Below are 19,672 nucleotides of genomic sequence, written 5' to 3' on the forward strand. Positions count from 1 at the left end.
GGTTCCACCGAAACCGCGTCGCTGAACAGACCAAGGAAGAGATGACTACCCAGGCTTCCGCGCCGCCCACGACCAAGTCGCAGGCGCTCCGCTCGTACGACGTCGCCGACTTCCCGGCCCTGACCGGGCTGGAGGAGGAGTGGCGGTTCACCCCGCTCAAGCGCCTCCGCGGCCTGACCGGTGACGGCTCCGGGTCGTCGCGCGGCACGGTCCGGCACGAGTACGCCGACGTGCCCGAGGGCGTCACCGTCGACCGGATCGGCCGCGACGACCCCCGGGTGGGCAGCGTGCTCATCCCGTTCGACCGGGTCAGCGCGCTGGCCTACGGCGGCGCCGACGGCGCGCTGCTGGTGCAGGTCGCCCGCGACGCCGTGGTGGACGCGCCGGTGCGCCTGCGCGCGGTGGGCGAGGACGCGGGGGCGCTGGCGTTCGGCCACACGTTCGTCGAGGTGGGTCGGTTCGCCGAGGTGACGGTGGTGCTGGAGCACGTCGGCTCGGCCACCCTCGCCGACAACGTCGAGGTGGCGGTGGCGGACGGCGCGAAGCTGACCCTGGTCACGGTCGCCGACTGGGCCGACGACGCGGTGCAGGCACAGCACCTGAAGGTGAAGCTGGGTCGGGATGCCAAGATCATCCACGTGCAGGTGAGCCTCGGCGGCGACCTGGTCCGGCAGCACACCACCGTGGAATACACCCAGCGCGGTGGCGAGGCCGAGCTGTACGGCCTCTACTTCGCCGACTCGGGCCAGCACCTGGAGCACCGGCAGTTGGTCGACCACACCGTGCCGGACTGCCGCAGCAACGTCGGCTACCGCGGCGCGCTGCAGGGCGACGACGCGCACACCGTCTGGGTCGGCGACGTGCTGATCGGGGCCGAGGCGACCGGCACCGACACGTACGAGATCAACCGGAACCTGCTGCTCAGCGACGGTGCCCGGGCCGACTCGGTGCCGAACCTGGAGATCGAGACCGGCGAGATCGCCGGCGCCGGGCACGCCAGCGCGACCGGCCGGTTCGACGACGAGCAGCTGTTCTACCTGATGGCCCGGGGGATCCCGGAGGGCGAGGCCCGCCGCCTGGTGGTGCGGGGCTTCTTCGCCGAGCTGATCAACAAGATCCCGGTCGAGGACCTGCGCGAGCGGCTCGGCGACGCGATCGAGGCGCGCCTCGCCAAGGCCGGCGCCTGATGATCAGGATCTGTTCGACCGAGGACGTGCCGAAGGGCGCCGCGATCAGCGCCGACGTGGACGGCGTGCAGGTGGCGATCGTGCACGGCGAGGACGACGCGTTCTACGCCGTCCGCGACGAGTGCTCGCACGCCGCCGTGGCGCTCTCCGAGGGCGAGGTCGAGGGCTGCACGCTGGAATGTTGGCTGCACGGATCCCGTTTCGACCTGCGTACCGGTGAGCCGACCGGGCTGCCCGCGACCGAACCCGTACCCGTCTACCCCGTCGAAGTCCGCGACGGCGAGATCTACGTCAGCATGACGCCGAGCAATGGAGTGACGCGATAATGAGCACCCTGGAGATCCGCGACCTGAAGGTGTCGGTCAAGCTGCCCGAGGGTGAGCTCAAGCCGATCCTGCACGGGGTCGACCTGACCGTCCGCTCCGGTGAGACGCACGCGATCATGGGCCCGAACGGCTCCGGCAAGTCGACGCTGGCCTACTCGATCGCCGGCCACCCCAAGTACGAGATCACCGGCGGCGAGGTGACCCTCGACGGCGAGGACGTGCTCTCGATGTCCGTCGACGAGCGCGCCCGTGCCGGTCTCTTCCTGGCCATGCAGTACCCGGTCGAGGTCCCCGGCGTGTCGGTGGCCAACTTCCTGCGTACCGCCAAGACCGCCATCGACGGTGAGGCGCCGAAGCTGCGCACCTGGGCCGGCGAGCTGCGCGGGGCCATGGAGAAGCTCCAGATGGACCCGGCGTTCGCCCAGCGCAACGTCAACGAGGGCTTCTCCGGCGGCGAGAAGAAGCGGCACGAGATCGTGCAGCTGGAGCTGCTCAAGCCGAAGATCGCCATCCTCGACGAGACCGACTCCGGCCTCGACGTGGACGCGCTGCGCGTGGTCAGCGAGGGCGTGAACCGGGTCCGCGACACCGGCGACACCGGGATGCTGCTGATCACCCACTACACCCGGATCCTGCGCTACATCAAGCCGGACTTCGTGCACGTCTTCGTGGCCGGGCGCATCGTCGAGCAGGGCGGCCGCGAGCTGGCCGACAAGCTCGAGGAAGAGGGCTACGAGCGGTACGTCGCCGGGGCCGGCGCGGCGCGGGCCTGAGACTCGACATGACCTCCTCCTCCATCGCGATCCCGGCGGGCATGCCGCAGTACGACGACGTGCCGCGCTTCGACGTGGCGGCGGTGCGGGCCGACTTCCCGATCCTGGACCGGGAGGTCAACGGTCACCCGCTGGTCTACCTGGACAGCGCCAACACCTCGCACAAGCCGCGGCAGGTGCTCGACGTGCTCACCGAGCACTACGCGAGGCACAACGCCAACGTGTCGCGCTCGGTGCACACGCTGGGCACCGAGGCGACCGAGGCGTACGAGGGCGCGCGGGCGAAGATCGCCGCGTTCCTCAACGCACCGAGCGTGGACGAGGTGGTGTTCACCAAGAACTCCACCGAGGCGATCAACGTGGTGGCGTACGCGTTCTCCAACGCCTCGCTGCGCGCGGACGCCGACGAGCGGTTCCGGCTCGGGCCCGGCGACGAGATCGTGATCTCCGAGATGGAGCACCACTCGAACATCGTGCCGTGGCAGCTGCTCGCCGAGCGCACCGGCGCGACGCTGCGCTGGTTCCCGGTCACCGACGGCGGCCGGTTGGACGAGTCGGGCCTGGACGACCTGGTCACCGAGCGCACGAAGATCGTCTCGCTGGTGCACACGTCGAACATCCTCGGCACGGTCAACGCGACCGCGCGGATCACCGAGCGGGTCCGCCGGGTCGGCGCGCTGCTGCTGCTCGACTGCTCCCAGTCGGTGCCGCACCAGCCGATCGACGTGGTCGACCTGGACGCGGACTTCATCGTCTTCACCGGGCACAAGATGTGCGGTCCGACCGGCATCGGCGTGCTCTGGGGCCGGGGTGAGCTGCTCGCCGCGATGCCGCCGGTGATGGGCGGCGGCTCGATGATCGAGACGGTGACGATGGCGCGCACCACGTTCGCCGCGCCGCCGGCCCGGTTCGAGGCGGGCACGCCGCCGATCGCCGAGGCGGTCGCGCTCGGCGCGGCGGTGGACTACCTCACCGGGGTCGGGATGCGGGCGATCCAGTGGCACGAGAAGGAGCTGACGGCGTACGCGCTGGACGCCCTCGCCACCGTGCCGGGGCTGCGGATCTTCGGCCCGTCCGTGCCGGTCGGCCGGGGCGGGACGATCTCGTTCGCCCTCGGCGACGTGCACCCGCACGACGTCGGGCAGGTGCTCGACTCGCTCGGCGTGCAGGTACGGGTGGGGCACCACTGCGCCAAGCCGGTGTGCGCCCGCTTCGGGGTGCCGGCGATGACGCGGGCGTCGTTCTACCTCTACACCACCACGGCGGAGATCGACGCCCTGGTGGCGGGCCTGGAGCAGGTGCGGAAGGTGTTCGAGTGATGCAACTTAATTCTCTCTACCAGGAGATCATCCTGGACCACTACAAGCATCCGCACGGCCGTGGCCTGCGGGACGCTGCGGATCCGTCCGCCCAGGTCGGCGAGGCGCACCACGTCAACCCGACCTGTGGTGACGAGATCACCGTGCGGGTGGCGACCGACGGCACGGTGTTCACCGACATCTCGTACGACGGGATGGGCTGCTCGATCAGTCAGGCGTCGGCGAGCATCCTGCACGAGCTGCTGCGCGGCCGGGCCGCGGACGACGCCGCTGTGGTGCACGAGGCGTTCGTCGAGTTGATGTCCGGGCGTGGTCAGGTCACGCCGGACGAGGACGTACTCGGAGACGGGGTGGCGTTCGCGGGTGTCGCGCGCTACCCGGCCCGGGTCAAGTGCGCGCTGTTGTCGTGGATGGCGTTCAAGGACGCCGCGGCACGCGCCGGGGTGGGCGTGAGCCCGGAGGTGAAGGCATGAGCGACGACGAGACCACCACGACGCCGGAGACCGGCGCGGTGGCGACGGACAGCCCGGCCACGCCGGCCGGCGGCAAGGCCGCCGTCGGCGACATCGAGGAGGCGATGAAGGACGTCGTCGACCCCGAGCTGGGCATCAACGTGGTCGACCTGGGTCTGGTGTACGGGGTCCACGTGGACGACGAGAACGTCGCCACGCTGGACATGACGCTGACCTCGGCGGCCTGCCCGCTGACCGACGTGATCGAGGACCAGGCCCGGCAGGCGCTGACCACCGGGCCGGGCGGCGGCCTGGTGAACGACATCCGGATCAACTGGGTCTGGCTGCCGCCGTGGGGCCCCGACAAGATCACCGACGAGGGGCGCGACCAGCTCCGCTCGCTCGGCTTCAACGTCTGACCGTTCCGCACCACTCGGGCGCGGCACTCCTTCGGGGTGCCGCGCCCGATGTGTCTACCCCTCGGCCCCCGCCAGCCAGGGCGCGAGCTCGGCCGGGTCGGCGACGTCGCGCCGCACCTGTTCGCGCTCCTCTTCGGTCAGCGGGAGCGCCCGCAGCCGGGCGCCCCACTCGGGCACCCGCTGCCGTTCGGCCAGCAGGTCCGCCAGTTCGATCAACGCGGCCAGCGCCTGCGCCTGCTCGACGGCCGACGCCGCCTCGCCGTGTCGGCTCAGCCCGAGGGCGAGGGCCCGGAACGCGGCGCGGTCGTCGTTCTTGAACTCGCGCAGGATCCGCGCGTTGTCGAGCGCCCGAGCCAGTCCGTGCAACCGCTTCGACCCGCCGTACTCCAGCTCCGCCGGCTCGTCCCGCTGGATGAAGGTGATCGAGTTACCGGATGGATCGATCACGGTGAACCGTGAGGTGCCGGGGCGGTAGCGGGTGATCCGGGGTTGTCCCTTGACGAGCACGCGGCCGTAGGCGCGGCGCATCGCCTCGCTGAACGTCGCGTGGTACGGCGCGACCGCGTCGACCATCACCACGCAGCCCCCGGTCTTCTCGGCCGACGGGTCGACGCCGCCCGGCGCGCCGTTGTAGCTCAGGTCGAACCCGCTCCACCGGAACGCCAGGTACAGGTACGGCCTGGTCTGCTCGTAGGTCACGGTGAAGCCGAGGGCCGACCAGAACGCCAGGGTCTTCTCGGGCGAGACGCAGTGCAGCATCGGCACCACGGTCTCGTTGCTCCGGACCTGCTCGTCGGTCATGGACACCTCATTCGGCCGGTGGTCGGACACCCGGCCATTGTGTCCGCGTGGCTACCCCCGACGCCCATGCCGGATGCGACAGACTTCCGGGCCCGAGAATGGAGAACGTGAGGCTTTCCCCGAGGAGTCGACCCTGATCTGCGGCACCTTTCCGCGATGTGGGAAGCGACGCCTCACCTACCGGGACACGAATAGATCTTGGTACGAAAGTGCCCCTATGGGGGCCACTTCTTACCAAGATCTACCCGGGCCCCGGGAAATGGAGTGGCGGGGGGAGGGGGTGGCGCGCAGGATGGGCGGGTGACCGAGGCGTACCCGAAGCAGGCTCCTGTCCGTGCGGCCACCGCCGCGCGTCGACAGCGCGCGCTGCCGGCCGCCTCGACCCGCCGCCCGCCGTCGTGACCGGCGCGTTCCTGGCCGGCCTGGTCGCCGGCTACGGCGTCGCGATCCCGGTCGGCGCGATCGCGGTCCTCATCCTCGGGCTCAGCGCACGCAACGGGTTCCGGGTCGGCGCGGCCGCGGCGCTCGCCGTGGCCACCGCCGACGGGCTCTACGCCACGGTCGCCGCCCTGGGCGGCGCCGGGCTGGCCCGCGTCCTCGCCCCGGTCTCCGGGCCGCTGCGGGTGGTCGCCGCGCTGGTGCTGCTCGGCATCGCCGCGCACGGCCTGTGGCGCGCCTGGTCCGGCCGTCGGACCCGGCGGGTCGCCGAGGCGCCGGCCGGTCGCGGCCTGCACACCCCGGGCCGGGCGTACGCCGCGTTGCTCGGGTTGACCCTGCTCAACCCGGCGACGGTGCTCTACTTCGCCGCGCTGGTGCTGGGCCGCCGCGACGCCGCCGACCCGGATCCGGCCACCGCCGCGTGGTTCGTGACCGGCGCGTTCCTGGCCTCGGCGAGCTGGCAGCTGCTGGTGGCCGGCGGCGGTTCGGTGGTGGGCCGGGTGCTGGCCGGTCCGCGCGGTCGGCTGGTCACCGGCCTGGTCTCCAGCGCGTTGATCGCCGGCCTCGCGGCCGCCACGCTGTTCTCCGGCTGAACCGCGTACCGTCGTGCCATGAGCAGCCGACCCGCAGCCGGGGGCGGCCGGTGGGTCGAGGTCGACCCGGCCCGCGTCACCCGCTGGGTCGAGGGCTTCGCCGACCGGCACGGCCCGCCCACCACCACCGCCCTGGGGTACGGGCTGCTGCTCACCGCCCCGGACGGCGCCACCGCCGAGTTGCACACGCCGCCCGGCGCGCGCCAGGCGGCGGACCTGGAGGCGTTCGCCGGTGTCGCCGCCGCGCCCCGCCGGCTCGGCCTGCTGCTGGCCCGCAAGGGCGCGGTGGCGGTCGGTGTGGCCGACGGCACCGAACTGGTGACCTCCAAGGTGGACACCCGGTACGTGCAGGGGCGCACCGCCGCAGGCGGCTGGTCCCAGCAGCGGTTCGCCCGGCGTCGCGACAACCAGGCGCGAGCGGCCCTGGGCGATGCCGCCGATCTCGCCGTACGCCTGCTGTTGCCGGCGGCCGGCACGCTGACGGCGCTGGTCTGCGGCGGTGACCGGCGGGCGGTCGACACGGTGCTGGCGGACCGGCGGCTGGCGCCGCTCGCGGCGGTGCGCGCGGAGCGCCTGCTGGACGTGCCGGAACCCCGGCACGCCGTGCTGGTCGCGGCCGTCGCCGCCGCCCGCGCGGTCCACATCCTGGTCCGCTGAACGGGAAAAGATCACATCAAGCCGGTCAATCTCCCTCGACGCCAGTGCATCGAGCGAAACCGATCTCTAAGGTTGGTGCCACGAAGTGGTGGGTCTCCGGGCGACCCGCCGGGGCAGCTTCGCCTCCGCCATTCGTGCACCGACATCGTTGGGAGAGAACAATTTCATGAGCGGACATCAGGACGGCCGGCCCCGCGCCCGGTGGCGCCGTGCCACCAGGCTGCTCGCCGCCGCGGCGGCGATGTGCACGGGAAGCGTCGTGCTCACCGCCGCGTTGACGGCCGGCCCGGCGACGGCAGGCCCGGCCGAACGTGCCGCGCTGGCGGCCCCGGCCGTCACCAGCGTCACCACCGGCGGCGCGCACACGTGCGCGATCAGTGCCGACGGGGGTCTGTGGTGCTGGGGCTCCAACTACGGCGGCCAGCTCGGTGACGGCACCACCACGAACCGGAGCACCCCGGTGCGGATCGGCGCCGCCACCTGGACCGCCGTGGACGGCGGCTCCGGGCACACCTGCGCGGTCCGGACCGACGGCACGCTGTGGTGCTGGGGCTCGAACTTCCGGGGCCAGCTCGGTGACGGCACCACCACGAGCCGGAGCGAGCCGGTGCAGGTCGGCACCGCCACCACCTGGGCCAGGGTCAGCGCCGGGCCCGCGCACACCTGTGCCGTGCGCACCGACGGCACGCTCTGGTGCTGGGGGTTCAACCGGACCGCACAGTTGGGCGTCGGCGACGACCCGTACGTCGCGACCACCCCGCTGCGGGTCGGCACGGCGAGCAACTGGGCGAGCGTCTCGACCGGCTTCGCGCACACCTGCGCGGTGCGCACCGACGGCACGCTGTGGTGCTGGGGTCTCAGCTCGGACGGGCAGCTCGGCCTCGGCACCCTGGGGTCGCAGACGACGCCGGCGCAGGTCGGCACCGCGGCCGACTGGTCCGCCGTCACGGCCGGGTACGCGCACACCTGCGGGATCCGTTCCGGTGCGCTGTGGTGCTGGGGGGAGAACGGCTACGGCCAACTGGGCGTGACCGGCAACTTCCGGACCACGCCGGTCCAGGTCGGCACGGCCTCCACCTGGAGCCGGGTCGCCGCGAGCGGTGACGCGTCGTGCGCCTCGCGTACCGACGGCAGCCTGTGGTGCTGGGGCAAGAACGCGTCCGGGCAGGTGGGCGACGGCACCACCACCCACCGCTCCACGCCGGTCCAGGTCGGCACGGCCACCACCTGGACCGGTGGCCTCGCCGTTGCCGATCACGGCTGCGGGATCCGGACCGACGGCGGCCTGTGGTGCTGGGGCGACAACAGCGGCGGGCAGTTGGGCGACGGCACCACCACCCAGCGGCCCACCCCCGCCCAGGTGCTCCTGCCCTGACGCGATCGGGCCGCCGGCCGCACCACGGGACATCCCGTGGTGCGGCCGGCGGCCCGGGGTGGCGCGGCAAGTCTACTTGCCGGCGCCGAAGGTGTCGCAGGCCTTCGGGTCACCGGTGGAGAAGCCCTTGGTGAACCACTGCTTGCGCTGCTCGGAGGTGCCGTGGGTGAACTCGTCCGGGTTCACCGGCCGGCCGGACCGCTGCTGGATGGCGTCGTCGCCGATCTTCTCGGCAGTGTCGATGGCCTGCTGGATGTCCTGGTCGGTGATGCTCTTGAAGATCTTCTGGCCCTTGTCGTCGGCGGTGCCGGTGGCGTTCTTGGCCCAGGCGCCGGCGTAGCAGTCGGCCTGCAGCTCCAGCTTGACCGAGAGCGCGTTGGCGTTCTGCGGGTCGCGCTGCTGCTGGCGGCGCATCTGCGCCTCGGTGCCGAGCAGGTCCTGCACGTGGTGGCCGTACTCGTGGGCCAGCACGTACGGCTGGGCGAACTCACCCTCGGCGCCGAGCTGGTCGGCCAGCAGCTTGTAGAACGTGAGGTCGATGTAGACCAGGTCGTCGGCCGGGCAGTAGAACGGGCCGACCCCGGAGTCGGCCGCGCCGCAGCCGGTGTTGACGTTCTGGCTGAAGAACACCGTCTTGGACGGCTGGTACTGCTCGCCGAACACCTCCGGCATGGCGGTGCGCCAGTAGGCCTGGATCGAGTTGACGTAGAGCGTGTTGCGGCAGTCGAGCTGCTTCAGCGCGTCCTCCGCGGAGCACTTCTGCTCCAGCGAGGTGTTGTCGCCCTGCTCGGACCCGCCGCCGCCGTTGGTGGCCGCGTTGAGGCCGAATCCGCCGCCGACCAGGGCGACGAGCACGGCGATGATGATGCTCACGAGCCCGCCCCGGCCACCGCCGCCGCCCGGGATGGGGATGCCCATCCCGCCTCCTCCTCCGCCGGACCCTCGCCGGTCGTCCACCTGGCTGGTGTCGACCCGCGCGTTCTCGTTCAGCTCCATGTTGACCCCGATCACCGAGATGTCCGTGTGTGATGGTTGCGGTACCGGACCGGGTCCGGACGGCGCATTCGGTACCCGATGATCTTGTCCGGTAATCCGGCGGGAGCCGTACGGCGCGCCCGGTACACTTGACCCGTGCTGCGCTGCGAAGGCTGAACGGCCCCGCGCCGACGGGAAAAGACAACCCGCCGGCGCTTTCGCGTGCCCTGAGTCAGCCCTTCCGGACCCCGAGAGCGAGTACTCCGAAATGATCACTGCCACCGGCCTGGAACTGCGCGCCGGTTCCCGGATCCTGCTGTCCGACACCACCCTGCGGGTGCAGCCGGGGGACCGGATCGGCCTGGTCGGGCGCAACGGCGCCGGCAAGACCACCACCCTCAAGGTGCTCGCCGGGGAGGGCCAGCCGTACGCCGGGCAGATCGACCGGCGCAGCGCCATCGGCTACCTGCCGCAGGACCCGCGTACCGGCGACCTGCAGGTCACCGGGCGCGACCGGGTGCTCTCCGCGCGCGGCCTCGACGTGCTCATGGCCCAGATGACGGAACTGGAGAACAAGCTCGCCGAGGGCGCCGACGACGAGCGGCTGGTCCGCCGCTACGGCGCGTTGGAGGACCAGTTCGCCTCGCTCGGCGGCTACGCGGCGGAGGCCGAGGCGGCCCGGATCTGCGCCAACCTCGGCCTGCCCGACCGCGCGCTGGCGCAGACCATCGGCACGCTCTCCGGCGGTCAGCGCCGGCGCATCGAGCTGGCCCGGATCCTGTTCCGCGACGCGGGCGAGAACGGCGGCGGCATCCTGCTGCTCGACGAGCCCACCAACCACCTCGACGCGGACTCGATCACCTGGCTGCGCGGCTTCCTCGGCAACCACAAGGGCGGCCTGATCGTGATCTCCCACGACGCGTCGCTGCTGGAGGCCGTGGTCAACAAGGTCTGGTTCCTGGACGCCACCCGGTCCGTGGTCGACACCTACAACCTCGGCTGGAAGGCGTACCTGGAGGCGCGGGAGACCGACGAGCGCCGCCGCCGCCGGGAGCGGGCCAACGCCGAGAAGAAGGCCGGCGCGCTGATGGCCCAGGCCGACAAGATGCGGGCCAAGGCCACCAAGACCGTCGCCGCGCAGAACATGGCCCGCCGCGCCGAGCGGCTGCTCTCCGGGCTCGACGAGGTCCGGGTCGCCGACCGGGTGGCCAAGGTCCGCTTCCCCAACCCGGCGCCGTGCGGCAAGACGCCGCTGACCGCCGCCGGCCTCTCCAAGTCGTACGGGTCGCTGGAGATCTTCACCGACGTGAACGTCGCGGTGGACCGCGGTTCCCGGGTGGCCATCCTCGGCCTCAACGGCGCCGGCAAGACCACCCTGCTGCGGATGCTCGGCGGCCTGCTGGAGCCGGACACCGGCGAGGTGCGCCCCGGGCACGGCCTGCGGCTCGGCTACTACGCCCAGGAGCACGAGACGCTGGACGTGGACCGGACGATCCTGGAGCACATGCGCAGCGCTGCCTCGGACCAGACCGACACCGACCTGCGCAAGATCCTCGGTGCGTTCCTCTTCTCCGGTGAGGACGTGGACAAGCCGGCCGGCGTGCTCTCCGGCGGCGAGAAGACCCGGCTGGCGCTGGCCACGCTGGTCTGCTCGGGGGCCAACGTGCTGCTGCTGGACGAGCCGACGAACAACCTCGACCCGGTCAGCCGGGAGCAGGTGCTCGACGCGATCGCCCGCTACCCGGGCGCGATCGTGCTGGTCACCCACGACCCGGGCGCGGTCACCGCGCTCAAGCCGGACCGCGCCATCCTGCTGCCCGACGGCGACGAGGACGCCTGGTCCGACGACCTCCTGGAACTGGTAGAACTGGCCTGACCCCCACCCCCCGCCCCCGCGCGTCGATCATGAAGTTGGCGGCAGTTTGCGAGATCCACTTCGCCGCTAACCTCATGATCGACGGGGGCTGACGGGGTTCGACGGTTGGGGCGTCAGGGTAGGAGGGCGGCCAGGTGGGGGAGGACGCCGGAGGTGAGGACGATTGTCGCGCCGATGGCGATGAAGATGGCCGGCACCAGCCAGTGGCCGACGCGGCCGACCAGCGCCACCACCCGGGGGTGGCCGCCGAGCGCGGCGGCGACCACGCACCAGACGGCCACCAGGGCGGCGAAGACCAGCAGCCAGACCAGGCCGGTGGCCGGGTCGAGCGTGCGGAAGACCGGCACGTAGACGGCGATGTTGTCGGCGCCGTTGGCCACCGTCACCCCGGCGACGCCGAGCAGGGTGCCGACCACCGCCGGCGGTTCCTCGTCGTCCGGATCCCGGCGCGGCAGCGCCCGGACGCCGAGCGCGATCGGCAGCAGCCCGAGCAGGCCGGGCCACGGGTCGGGCACCACCAGCAGGCCGGCTGCGGCCACCACCGCGACGGCGACCAGCGCGCCGATGCCCGCGTACTGACCGGCGACGATCTGCCAGGGCCGGGGCCGGCCGCTGCGCCGGGCCGCCACGAACAGCACGGTGAGCACGACGATGTCGTCGAGGTTGGTGGCGGTGAACACGCCGGCGGCAGCGGCCGCGGCGGCGATCAGATCGGTCACCGGGGGCACGATACGACGTGGCCGGTACGGATCAGACGGTCGGAAGGATCACTCTATCGGGAAGTTGACTTTGCGTAGCGTGTCGGTTGGCGAATAGTTGATATCTGGCGCATGATCGTCCGAGGCGGTCTAATAGGTGGGACCGTATCCGAACCGCACAGTCTGGGACGTGAGGAATCAGCATGGCAGCCACCGGCACAGCCACCAGCACTGAGAAGGGTCGCCGGATCGTCGGGGCCGAGCGTCAGACGCTCGCCAAAGACCTGGTAAAGCGGTACACCGGGGGTGAGAGCATCCGTGCGCTGGCGGCCTCGACGGGCCGTTCCTACGGATTCATCCACCGGGTGCTCACCGAGTCCGGGGTGCAGCTGCGGCAGCGCGGCGGCGCCCGGCGCCGCAAGAAGGCGTGACCCGCCCCCCAGCGTCGTCCATCAGCGTCGCGCTCCGGGTGGTCCGGTGACCGCCGAGACGACCGGAGTACGACTCGACTGCGACGGGCCGGTCGCGACGGTGACGTTGTGCCGGCCCGACGTGCTCAACGCCCAGACCCCGGCCATGTGGCGCGCCATGAGCGACTTCTCCCGGGACCTGCCCGGTGACGTCCGGGTCGTCGTCGTGCGCGGCGAGGGCCGCTCCTTCTCCGCCGGCCTGGATCTGGCGGTCGCCGGTGCCTCCGGGCCGGGCTCCTTCGCCGAGCTGGCCACGTTGCCGGAGGCCGAGTGCGCCGACCGGATCGCCGGCTACCAGGACGGCTTCACCTGGCTGCACCGGCCGGACGTCATCTCGATCGCCGCGGTGCAGGGCCATGCCATCGGCGCCGGCTTCCAGCTCGCCCTCGCCTGCGACCTGCGCGTCCTCGCCGCGGACGCCAAGCTCTCGATGGCCGAGGTGACCCTCGGCCTGGTTCCCGACCTGGCCGGCACCCGCCGCCTGGTCGAGCTGGTCGGCTACTCCCGGGCCCTGGAGATCTGCGCTACCGGCCGCCGGATGGACGCCGCCGAGGCCGACCGGATCGGTCTGGCCACCCTGGTGGTGCCGAACGACCAGCTGGACGCCGCCGTCGGTGACCTGTCGGCCGGGCTGCTCGCCAACAACCGCGACGCGATCGTGGAGATCAAGGCGCTGCTCGCCGGCGCGGCCGTCCGCTCGCACGCCGAGCAGCAGCGGGCCGAGCGCGAGGCGCAGACGAGGCGGATCCGGGACCTGGCCGGACGGGGCGAATAGCAGTAAGGACCGTTCGGGAAGATCTGGGTTACTCGCGAGGTTGTCACAGGCGTCGGGAGAATCGAACCCGACGGTTCATGCTGCCCGACGACCCGGAGGTGACGGATGTCCAACCACATGGCCGGCGGCGGCATGGGCGGCTGGAGCATGCTCCGGTCCCTGCGCAACCGCGACGAGGTCTCCGCGCACCGGCTCAAGCGCGGCACCGCCCGGCGGATCGTCGCCTTCGCCCAGCCCTACCGGCGCGACATCGTCGTCTTCCTGGTCACCGTGATCGTGGCCGCGGTGATCGGGGTGGCCACCCCGCTGCTCGCCGGTGACGTGATCGACGCGATCGCCGGCGGTGGGTCCGAGGCCCGCCAGACCGTGGTCCGGCTCGCGGTGATCATCGCGGTGCTGGCCGTGGCCGACGCGCTCTTCTCGCTGGCCCAGCGGTGGTATTCGGCACGCATCGGCGAGGGCATCATCCTCGACCTGCGCACCCGGGTCTACGACCACGTCCAGCGGATGCCGCTGCAGTTCTTCACCCGCACCCAGACCGGCGCGCTGGTCAGCCGGCTCAACAACGACGTGCTCGGCGCCCAGCGGGCGTTCACCTCGACGCTGTCCGGGGTGGTCAGCAACGTCATCCAGCTCGTGCTCACCGCCGGGGCGATGCTGGTGCTCTCCTGGCAGATCACCGTGCTGGCGCTGGTGCTGCTGCCGATCTTCATCATCCCGGCCCGCCGGGTGGGCAAGCGGCTCGCCGAGATCACCCGCGAGTCCTACAACCTCGACGCCAAGATGAACGCGACCATGACCGAGCGGTTCAACGTCTCGGGCGCGTTGCTGGTCAAGCTCTTCGGCAAGCCGGACGTGGAGGCCACCCGGTTCGCCGCCCGGGCCGAACGGGTCCGCGACATCGGCATCCAGTCCGCCATGTACTCCCGCACCTTCTTCGTGGCGATGCTGCTGGTCGCCTCGCTCGCCCAGGCGCTCACCTACGGGCTGGGCGGCTGGCTCGCCGTCGCCGGCGCCGTCAGCGCGGGCACCGTGGTCAAGCTGGCGCTGCTGCTCACCCGCCTCTACGGCCCGCTCACCGCGCTCTCCAACGTCCGGGTCGACGTGATGAGCGCGCTGGTCTCCTTCGACCGGGTCTTCGAGGTGCTCGACCTGCGCCCCGGCATCGAGGAGAAGCCCGACGCCGTGCCGGTGCCCCGGGGCAACGGCCGGGTCGAGTTCCGCGACGTGCGCTTCCGCTACCCGAGCGCCGCCGAGGTGTCGCTGGCGTCGCTGGAAGAGGTCGCCACACTCGACCGCACGGTCAACGAGCCGGTGCTCAAGGGCGTCTCGTTCGCCGTCGAGCCGGGGCAGATGGTGGCCCTGGTCGGCCCGTCCGGCGCCGGCAAGTCGACGCTGTCCATGCTGATTTCCCGGATCTACGACGTCAGCGACGGCCAGGTGCTGGTCGGCGGCGTCGACGTGCGCGACGCGACGCTCGCCTCGCTGCGCGACGAGATCGGCGTGGTCACCCAGGATTCGCACCTGTTCCACGAGACGATCCGGGAGAACCTCCGCTACGCCAAGCCCGACGCCACCGACGACGAGATCTGGGCCGCGCTGGCCGGCGCCCAGGTCGCCGACCTGGTCCGGGCCACGCCCGACGGGCTCGACACCACCGTGGGGGAGCGGGGCTACCGCTTCTCCGGCGGTGAGAAGCAACGCATCGCCATCGCCCGGCTGCTGCTCAAGGCGCCGTCGATCGTGATCCTCGACGAGGCCACCGCGCACCTCGACTCGGAGAGCGAGGCGGCGGTGCAGCGGGCGTTGTCGGTGGCGCTGACCGGGCGTACCGCGCTGGTGATCGCGCACCGGCTCTCCACCGTGCGCGACGCCGACCAGATCCTGGTCCTCGACGAGGGGCGGATCGTCGAGCGTGGCCGGCACGACGAGCTGGTGGCGGTCGGCGGGCTCTACGCCGAGCTCTACCGCACCCAGTTCGCGGTGGCCGACTCCCCGGCGCCCTACGCCGAGCCGGAGCAGCCCGAGCCGGTGGTGACCACGGTGCCGATGGGCACCTACGTCGCCCAGGAGGCCATGCCGCCGGCCGCCGCCAACTAGGGCGCGCCGCCGGTGACGGCGGTCCGCAGCTCGCCGAACGCGGCGCCGAGCGTTTCCGGGGTGAAGTGCGCGTTGAGCCCGCTCGGGTTGGGCAGCACCCACAGCCGGGCCGGCCCGAGCGACTCCGGCTGCGGCCCGAAGCCGGCCTTCGGCCGGGCGAACCCGATCCGGTAGGCGGTCACCCCGACCACCGCCACCCAGCGCGGCCGGTGCTGTTCCACCTTCCCGGTCAGCACCCGCGCGCCGTCGACCAGTTCCTCGGCGGTCAGCTCGTCGGCGCGCGCGCTGGCCCGGGCCACCATGTTGGTGATGCCCAGCCCGAGCGCGGGCAGCTCGTCCTGTTCGCTGGGGTGCAGCAGCCGCGGGGTGAACCCGCCGCGGTGCAGCGCCGGCCAGAACCGGTTGCCCGGGCGGGCGAAGTGCCAGCCGGTGGCCGCCGACCACAGGCCCGGGTTGATGCCGACGAAGAGCACGTCCAGCCCGGGGGCGACCACGTCGGGCAGCAGCCGGTCGGCCGCGGCGGCGAGCTGCTCCCGACTGGGCCTGGGGTGACGGCGGGCCGGCGTGCCCGGCCCGGGAGCGGCCTCGGGCCGCCCGCCCCCGGGGCGGCGCCGGTCGGTCACCGGAACACCTCCGCGCACCGCGAGGCCGTCGGGAACGCCGCCGTGCAGCGCGAGGCCGTCGGGAGCACGGTCGCGGGCCGGGCGCGCACCACGATCGCCGTCACAGCCCGCGCAGCGCGCCGCCGTCGACCGGCACGGTCACCCCGGTGACGTAGCCGGCGGCGGGGGAGAGCAGGAACGCCGCCACCCGGCCGAACTCGGCCGGGTCGCCGATGCGGCCCAACGGGATGGCCGCCTCCGCCTCGGCGCGGGCCCGGTCGGCGTCGCCGGTGGCGGCCAGCAGTTCCCGGTTGCGGTCGGTCATGATCCGCCCGGGGAGCAGGCTCAGCACCCGTACGCCGCGCGGGCCGTACTCGTCGGCCAGGTCCTTTGCCACGCCCGCCAGGCCCGGGCGCAGGCCGTTGGAGATGCCGAGACCGGCCAGCGGGGCGCGCGCCGAGGTGGACAGCACCAGGCCGATCGCGCCGCCGTCGGTGAGCGCGCCGGCCACCGTGCGGGCGACCCGGACGCTGCCCAGGAAGACCGTCTCGAACGACTCCCGCCACTGCTCGTCGGTGATCTCGGCGGCGGTGCCCCGGGGCGGGCCGCCGACCGAGATCAGCGCGCCGTCGAGGCGGCCGAAGTGCTCACGCGCCGCGGCGACGAGGCGGGCCGGGGTGCCGGGGTCGGCGAGGTCGGCGGTCAGCCCGATGGCGCGCGCCGGGTCGCCGAGCGCCTCGACGGCGGCGGCCACCCGTTCCGGTGCCCGGGCGGCGATCACCACCCGGGCGCCGTCGGCGACGAGCTGCTCGGCGGTGGCGAAGCCGAGGCCGCCGGAGGCGCCGGTGAGCACGTACACCCGGTCGGCGAGTCCGAGATCCATGCGCCCGATCCTGCCGTACCCGAGGGGTTGCTGTCAGCGCGGGGCGGGCCGCAGCAGGCGTACCCGGCCGGCGAACTGGACCGCGACGGCGCCGCCGGTGCGGGCGAACGCCGGCAGGCGGCGTGGCCGGGGCGCGCCGCGGCCGTCGTAGCGGCTCGTGGCCTCGCGCACGGCCAGCTCCTCCGCGCCCAGCGGCGGCAACATGTCCCGGGTGCGCAGCTCGCGGGCCAGGTCCCAGCCGTCGCGCAACGAGCCGTTGGTGGGGCGACCGTCCGCCCAGTCGGTGAACACCTTCGGCCAGTCGGCACCGAGGCCGGCGGCGAGCAGCGGCCAGTGCCGGGCCACCTCACCGGCCCGCTTGCGCAGCAGCGCCCGCCGGGCCGCGTCGACCGGCGCCGGGGCGAAGCCGGGCGGCAGCGGACCGCCCGCCACCAGCGCCGCGACCAGCTCGGCCTGGCGGGCGGCCAGGTCGCCGCTCACGTGACCACCGGATGGCCGGAGGCGGCGGCCAGCGCGTCCAGCTCGCCGCGCAGCTCGGCGGCGGGCGGGTAGTGGCCGTCGCGTTCCAGCAGCAGCGGCGGCGGTCGCCGCCGCGCGCACAGCTCCCGGACCAGGTCGAGCACCGCGGTGGGGACCGGGTCGGTGTGGGTGTCGTGGTAGTAGCCGCCGGCCTCGGCGCCGCCGGCCACGTGCACGTAGGCGATCCGCTCCAGCGGCAGCCGGTCCAGCAGCGCGGCCGGGTCGGTGCCCCGGTTGCGGGCGTTGGCGTGCACGTTCGCGACGTCGAGCAGCAGCAGCGCCCCGGTGGCGTCGAGGATCTCGGTGAGGAAGTCGGCCTCGTCCAGCTCGTCGTCGGGCCAGTCGAAGAGCGCCGCGATCGGCTCCAGCGCCAGCGGCACCGGCAGCTCCGCCTGCGCCCGCCGCACATTGGCGACCACCGCGGCCACCGCCTCCCGGCTGCGCGGCAGCGGCAGCAGGTGACCGGCCTCCAGCCCGCCGGCCCGCACGAACGCGATGTGCTCGCTGACCAGCGGCGCCGCCAGCGCCTCGGCCACACCGGCCAGGTGCGCCACCCGGTGCCCGTCGACCGGTTCCGCGCCGCCGAGCGAGAGCCGCACCCCGTGGGGTACGACGGTGACGCCGCGGTCGCGCAGCTCGACCAGGCCGTCGGGTAGCGGCCCGGCCGGGTTCACTCCTTCCGCGACCACCTCGACGAAGCGCAGCCCCGGCAGCCCGGCCACGAAGCCGGCGATCTCGGGGCGCCAGCCGATGCCGACGCCGGACGGGCCGCTCATCCGCCGCACCCGCCGCCGCACCCGCCGCCACCGCCGCAGGAGCTGCCGCCGCCGCAGGAGGAGCCGCCCCCGGAGCAGGAGCTGCCGCCACCGCCGCACGAGGTGCCGGAGCTGCCGGCGCTGCCCATCGCCTGGCGTTGGATCTCGGCCTGCTCCGCGAAACCCGGGTCCATGGTCCAGAGCGTCGCGGTGCCGAACAGCGCCACGCCCAGGGCCGCGTCCGACGGGCCGTAGGTGGCGTACGCGGGTGCGGCGGCCGGCCGCAGCCAGGCGTGCCGGCGGCGCAGGTCGCGCAGCGCGGCGGTGGCCGCCCGGGTGCGCCACGGCACGCGGTTGAGCAGCACGAACGCGACGAAGAGCGGGAACAGGGCGAGGAGCAGGAAGCCGGCGGGCCGGCCGTTGGTCAGGCCGACGAAGGCGCGCACGACGCCGAGGACCAGCAGCAGGCCGAGCGCCGTGGACCCGCGCCGCAGCGAGCGGCGGCGTTCCGGGTCCAGGGCCAGGCCGCGGCCGACCAGCCCGTCGCGCAGCTCGTCCAGCGCGCGTCGGACCCACTCGTCGCCGGCCAGCTCGCGGGTGCGCAGCCCACGGCTGGCAGCGTGGTGGACGGCCTGGTCGAGCGGGGTGACCCCGGCCGGCAGCGGCCCGCCGGGGGCCAGCCGCCGGTCCGGGTGCGCGCCGACCGCGCCGGCCCGGCGCAGCCCGCCGAGCGAGGTCCAGACCGCGAGCTGGTCACCCCCGTTGAGGTACGCGACCTGCTGCGGCCCGAGCGCGCCGTGATCGGTCACGGCGGTGCCGGCCAGGGCGCGGAACCGGTAGACGGCCGTGCCGACGACCAGGACGACGGCCGCGACGAGGTACCAGCGCAGGAAGACGGGGCCGGGTACGCCCCAGGTGTCGGCCGCGAGGACGGTCATGGTCTGCTCCTGTCGCGAGGGGGGGTCGCGGCCCATTGTGGAGCAGGTGCGCCAGCGTTGATCTCCTCGGCGGGGGCAGTTACCGGACCGAGACTCAGTGCCGGCGGACGGCCTCCTCGACCAGGTCGAGCACGCGGGCGAGGTCACCGGCGGGCCGGCCCATCGCCAGGTGCAGCACCAGCCCGTCGTAGGCCAGTTCCAGGAACTGGGCGAGCACGTCGATCGGCACGTCGTCGCGGAGCACCCCGGCCTCGCGCTGGCGGAGCAGGCGTTCCCGGGTCGCCTCGGCGATGGCCGCCGAACGCTCGGACCAGCGCTTGGCGAACGCCGGGTCGGTGCGCAGCCGGCGGGAGACCTCGAGCTGGCTGCCGAGCCAGCCGGTGGTGTCCGGGGAGACCGCGCGGGCCAGCAGGTCCCGCATCACCTGGACCAGGCCGTTGCGGGCGACGGTCTCCACCATGGCGGCGGCGTCGTCCTCGGCCACCGCGAGGAAGAGCGAGTCCTTGTCGCGGAAGTGGTGGAAGATCGCGCCCCGGGAGAGGCCGGTCGCCTCCTCCAGCCGTCGCACGGTGGCGCCCTCGTAGCCGTGCCGGGCGAAACACGCCCGGGCCGCGGTGAGGATCTCCTGCCGGCGCGCGTCGAGCTGGTCCTGACTTACTCTGGGCACGGCACGATCGTCGCAGGTGAGCAGGGCCGATGCAAACCGTACGTACGGCTTGCGAGAGCCGTTCGCTACGATCC

General features: G+C 73.2%; 22 protein-coding genes. 13 read left to right on the top strand and 9 right to left on the bottom strand.

Annotated features, from left to right (window positions below; genetic code table 11):
- Window positions 1-41: 41 nt before the first annotated feature.
- The 6 genes from sufD to O7598_RS08970 are packed head-to-tail and all read left to right on the top strand — an operon-like array spanning window position 42 to window position 4,476.
- The gene (gene sufD, locus O7598_RS08945) at window positions 42-1,187 is read left to right on the top strand and encodes a Fe-S cluster assembly protein SufD (protein WP_269690854.1); all 1,146 of its coding nucleotides are present in this window, start codon (window positions 42-44) and stop codon (window positions 1,185-1,187) included.
- Window positions 1,187-1,513: a non-heme iron oxygenase ferredoxin subunit gene (locus O7598_RS08950; RefSeq protein ID WP_091071871.1), complete on the top strand. Its 327-nt coding sequence runs from the start codon at window positions 1,187-1,189 to the stop codon at window positions 1,511-1,513. The genes sufD and O7598_RS08950 overlap by 1 nt, the downstream gene beginning before the upstream one ends.
- Window positions 1,513-2,286, top strand: a complete 774-nt coding sequence (sufC, locus tag O7598_RS08955) for a Fe-S cluster assembly ATPase SufC (protein WP_091071869.1) — start codon at window positions 1,513-1,515, stop codon at window positions 2,284-2,286. Before O7598_RS08950 ends, sufC begins: the two co-directional genes overlap by 1 nt.
- Window positions 2,287-2,294: 8 nt before the next feature.
- A complete protein-coding gene (locus O7598_RS08960) occupies window positions 2,295-3,605 on the top strand; it encodes a cysteine desulfurase (RefSeq protein WP_269690855.1) in 1,311 nt (436 codons plus the stop codon).
- On the top strand, window positions 3,605-4,078 hold the full coding sequence (gene sufU / locus O7598_RS08965) for a Fe-S cluster assembly sulfur transfer protein SufU (RefSeq protein ID WP_269690856.1): 474 nt from the start codon (window positions 3,605-3,607) through the stop codon (window positions 4,076-4,078). Before O7598_RS08960 ends, sufU begins: the two co-directional genes overlap by 1 nt.
- Window positions 4,075-4,476 (top strand): metal-sulfur cluster assembly factor, encoded by a 402-nt coding sequence (locus O7598_RS08970; RefSeq protein WP_269690857.1) that lies wholly within the window; start codon window positions 4,075-4,077, stop codon window positions 4,474-4,476. Before sufU ends, O7598_RS08970 begins: the two co-directional genes overlap by 4 nt.
- 54 nt (window positions 4,477-4,530) lie before the next feature.
- Here O7598_RS08970 and O7598_RS08975 read toward each other — a convergent pair whose 3' ends face one another.
- Complete coding sequence (locus tag O7598_RS08975; protein WP_269690858.1) at window positions 4,531-5,277, bottom strand: glyoxalase; 747 nt, start codon at window positions 5,275-5,277, stop codon at window positions 4,531-4,533.
- A gap of 398 nt (window positions 5,278-5,675) precedes the next feature.
- Here O7598_RS08975 and O7598_RS08980 point away from each other — a divergent pair, with 398 nt between their 5' ends.
- The 3 genes from O7598_RS08980 to O7598_RS08990 all read left to right on the top strand — a co-directional run bounded on the left by O7598_RS08980 (window position 5,676) and on the right by O7598_RS08990 (window position 8,340).
- A complete protein-coding gene (locus tag O7598_RS08980) occupies window positions 5,676-6,308 on the top strand; it encodes a LysE/ArgO family amino acid transporter (protein ID WP_269690859.1) in 633 nt (210 codons plus the stop codon).
- Window positions 6,309-6,326: 18 nt separating this feature from the next.
- A complete protein-coding gene (locus O7598_RS08985) occupies window positions 6,327-6,965 on the top strand; it encodes an acVLRF1 family peptidyl-tRNA hydrolase (RefSeq protein ID WP_269690860.1) in 639 nt (212 codons plus the stop codon).
- Window positions 6,966-7,131: 166 nt separating this feature from the next.
- Entirely contained in the window at window positions 7,132-8,340 is a 1,209-nt protein-coding gene (locus O7598_RS08990) for an RCC1 domain-containing protein (protein ID WP_269690861.1), read from the top strand.
- A 72-nt stretch (window positions 8,341-8,412) separates the two neighbouring features.
- On the opposite strand, the gene ypfJ is transcribed toward O7598_RS08990, so the two are convergent.
- Complete coding sequence (ypfJ, locus tag O7598_RS08995; protein WP_269694810.1) at window positions 8,413-9,336, bottom strand: KPN_02809 family neutral zinc metallopeptidase; 924 nt, start codon at window positions 9,334-9,336, stop codon at window positions 8,413-8,415.
- 247 nt (window positions 9,337-9,583) lie between these two features.
- On the opposite strand from ypfJ, the gene O7598_RS09000 reads away from it, so the two are divergent.
- Entirely contained in the window at window positions 9,584-11,191 is a 1,608-nt protein-coding gene (locus O7598_RS09000) for an ABC-F family ATP-binding cassette domain-containing protein (protein WP_269690862.1), read from the top strand.
- Window positions 11,192-11,304: 113 nt separating this feature from the next.
- Here O7598_RS09000 and O7598_RS09005 read toward each other — a convergent pair whose 3' ends face one another.
- Window positions 11,305-11,910 carry a cadmium resistance transporter gene (locus O7598_RS09005; protein ID WP_269690863.1) on the bottom strand — a complete coding sequence of 202 codons (606 nt, stop codon included), beginning with the start codon at window positions 11,908-11,910 and terminating at the stop codon, window positions 11,305-11,307.
- A gap of 182 nt (window positions 11,911-12,092) precedes the next feature.
- On the opposite strand from O7598_RS09005, the gene O7598_RS09010 reads away from it, so the two are divergent.
- From O7598_RS09010 to O7598_RS09020, 3 genes are all read left to right on the top strand, one after another.
- Window positions 12,093-12,320: a helix-turn-helix domain-containing protein gene (locus O7598_RS09010; protein ID WP_007072022.1), complete on the top strand. Its 228-nt coding sequence runs from the start codon at window positions 12,093-12,095 to the stop codon at window positions 12,318-12,320.
- A 46-nt stretch (window positions 12,321-12,366) separates the two neighbouring features.
- Entirely contained in the window at window positions 12,367-13,134 is a 768-nt protein-coding gene (locus tag O7598_RS09015; protein ID WP_269690864.1) for an enoyl-CoA hydratase/isomerase family protein, read from the top strand.
- A gap of 117 nt (window positions 13,135-13,251) precedes the next feature.
- Entirely contained in the window at window positions 13,252-15,234 is a 1,983-nt protein-coding gene (locus O7598_RS09020; protein WP_269694812.1) for an ABC transporter ATP-binding protein, read from the top strand.
- Here the strand turns inward: O7598_RS09020 and mug are convergent.
- The 6 genes from mug to O7598_RS09050 form a co-directional block, all read right to left on the bottom strand.
- Window positions 15,231-15,857 (bottom strand): G/U mismatch-specific DNA glycosylase, encoded by a 627-nt coding sequence (gene mug, locus O7598_RS09025; RefSeq protein ID WP_269690865.1) that lies wholly within the window; start codon window positions 15,855-15,857, stop codon window positions 15,231-15,233. The genes O7598_RS09020 and mug overlap by 4 nt on opposite strands.
- Before the next feature lie 100 nt (window positions 15,858-15,957).
- Window positions 15,958-16,719: an SDR family oxidoreductase gene (locus tag O7598_RS09030; protein WP_269690866.1), complete on the bottom strand. Its 762-nt coding sequence runs from the start codon at window positions 16,717-16,719 to the stop codon at window positions 15,958-15,960.
- A gap of 33 nt (window positions 16,720-16,752) precedes the next feature.
- Window positions 16,753-17,199 carry a hypothetical protein gene (locus O7598_RS09035; RefSeq protein WP_269690867.1) on the bottom strand — a complete coding sequence of 149 codons (447 nt, stop codon included), beginning with the start codon at window positions 17,197-17,199 and terminating at the stop codon, window positions 16,753-16,755.
- Window positions 17,196-18,014: a DUF692 domain-containing protein gene (locus tag O7598_RS09040; protein WP_269690868.1), complete on the bottom strand. Its 819-nt coding sequence runs from the start codon at window positions 18,012-18,014 to the stop codon at window positions 17,196-17,198. Before O7598_RS09040 ends, O7598_RS09035 begins: the two co-directional genes overlap by 4 nt.
- The gene (locus tag O7598_RS09045) at window positions 18,011-18,931 is read right to left on the bottom strand and encodes a TIGR04222 domain-containing membrane protein (RefSeq protein ID WP_269690869.1); all 921 of its coding nucleotides are present in this window, start codon (window positions 18,929-18,931) and stop codon (window positions 18,011-18,013) included. Before O7598_RS09045 ends, O7598_RS09040 begins: the two co-directional genes overlap by 4 nt.
- Window positions 18,932-19,025: 94 nt before the next feature.
- Window positions 19,026-19,598, bottom strand: coding sequence for a TetR/AcrR family transcriptional regulator (locus tag O7598_RS09050; protein ID WP_091071831.1), 573 nt, complete (start codon window positions 19,596-19,598; stop codon window positions 19,026-19,028).
- Window positions 19,599-19,672 lie beyond the last annotated feature (74 nt).

Source organism: Micromonospora sp. WMMC241 (genome assembly GCF_027460165.1).
In the GTDB taxonomy this organism is placed as follows: domain Bacteria; phylum Actinomycetota; class Actinomycetes; order Mycobacteriales; family Micromonosporaceae; genus Micromonospora; species Micromonospora humi.

Bases quoted from the DNA above. Each gene is read 5' to 3' on its own strand.
- sufD (WP_269690854.1), top strand. From the start codon at position 42: ATGACTACCCAGGCTTCCGCGCCGCCCACGACCAAGTCGCAGGCGCTC.
- O7598_RS08950 (WP_091071871.1), top strand. From the start codon at position 1,187: ATGATCAGGATCTGTTCGACCGAGGACGTGCCGAAGGGCGCCGCGATC.
- sufC (WP_091071869.1), top strand. From the start codon at position 1,513: ATGAGCACCCTGGAGATCCGCGACCTGAAGGTGTCGGTCAAGCTGCCC.
- O7598_RS08960 (WP_269690855.1), top strand. From the start codon at position 2,295: ATGACCTCCTCCTCCATCGCGATCCCGGCGGGCATGCCGCAGTACGAC.
- sufU (WP_269690856.1), top strand. From the start codon at position 3,605: ATGCAACTTAATTCTCTCTACCAGGAGATCATCCTGGACCACTACAAG.
- O7598_RS08970 (WP_269690857.1), top strand. From the start codon at position 4,075: ATGAGCGACGACGAGACCACCACGACGCCGGAGACCGGCGCGGTGGCG.
- O7598_RS08975 (WP_269690858.1), bottom strand. From the start codon at position 5,277: ATGACCGACGAGCAGGTCCGGAGCAACGAGACCGTGGTGCCGATGCTG.
- O7598_RS08985 (WP_269690860.1), top strand. From the start codon at position 6,327: ATGAGCAGCCGACCCGCAGCCGGGGGCGGCCGGTGGGTCGAGGTCGAC.
- O7598_RS08990 (WP_269690861.1), top strand. From the start codon at position 7,132: ATGAGCGGACATCAGGACGGCCGGCCCCGCGCCCGGTGGCGCCGTGCC.
- ypfJ (WP_269694810.1), bottom strand. From the start codon at position 9,336: ATGGAGCTGAACGAGAACGCGCGGGTCGACACCAGCCAGGTGGACGAC.
- O7598_RS09000 (WP_269690862.1), top strand. From the start codon at position 9,584: ATGATCACTGCCACCGGCCTGGAACTGCGCGCCGGTTCCCGGATCCTG.
- O7598_RS09010 (WP_007072022.1), top strand. From the start codon at position 12,093: ATGGCAGCCACCGGCACAGCCACCAGCACTGAGAAGGGTCGCCGGATC.
- O7598_RS09020 (WP_269694812.1), top strand. From the start codon at position 13,252: ATGGCCGGCGGCGGCATGGGCGGCTGGAGCATGCTCCGGTCCCTGCGC.
- O7598_RS09030 (WP_269690866.1), bottom strand. From the start codon at position 16,719: ATGGATCTCGGACTCGCCGACCGGGTGTACGTGCTCACCGGCGCCTCC.
- O7598_RS09040 (WP_269690868.1), bottom strand. From the start codon at position 18,014: ATGAGCGGCCCGTCCGGCGTCGGCATCGGCTGGCGCCCCGAGATCGCC.
- O7598_RS09045 (WP_269690869.1), bottom strand. From the start codon at position 18,931: ATGACCGTCCTCGCGGCCGACACCTGGGGCGTACCCGGCCCCGTCTTC.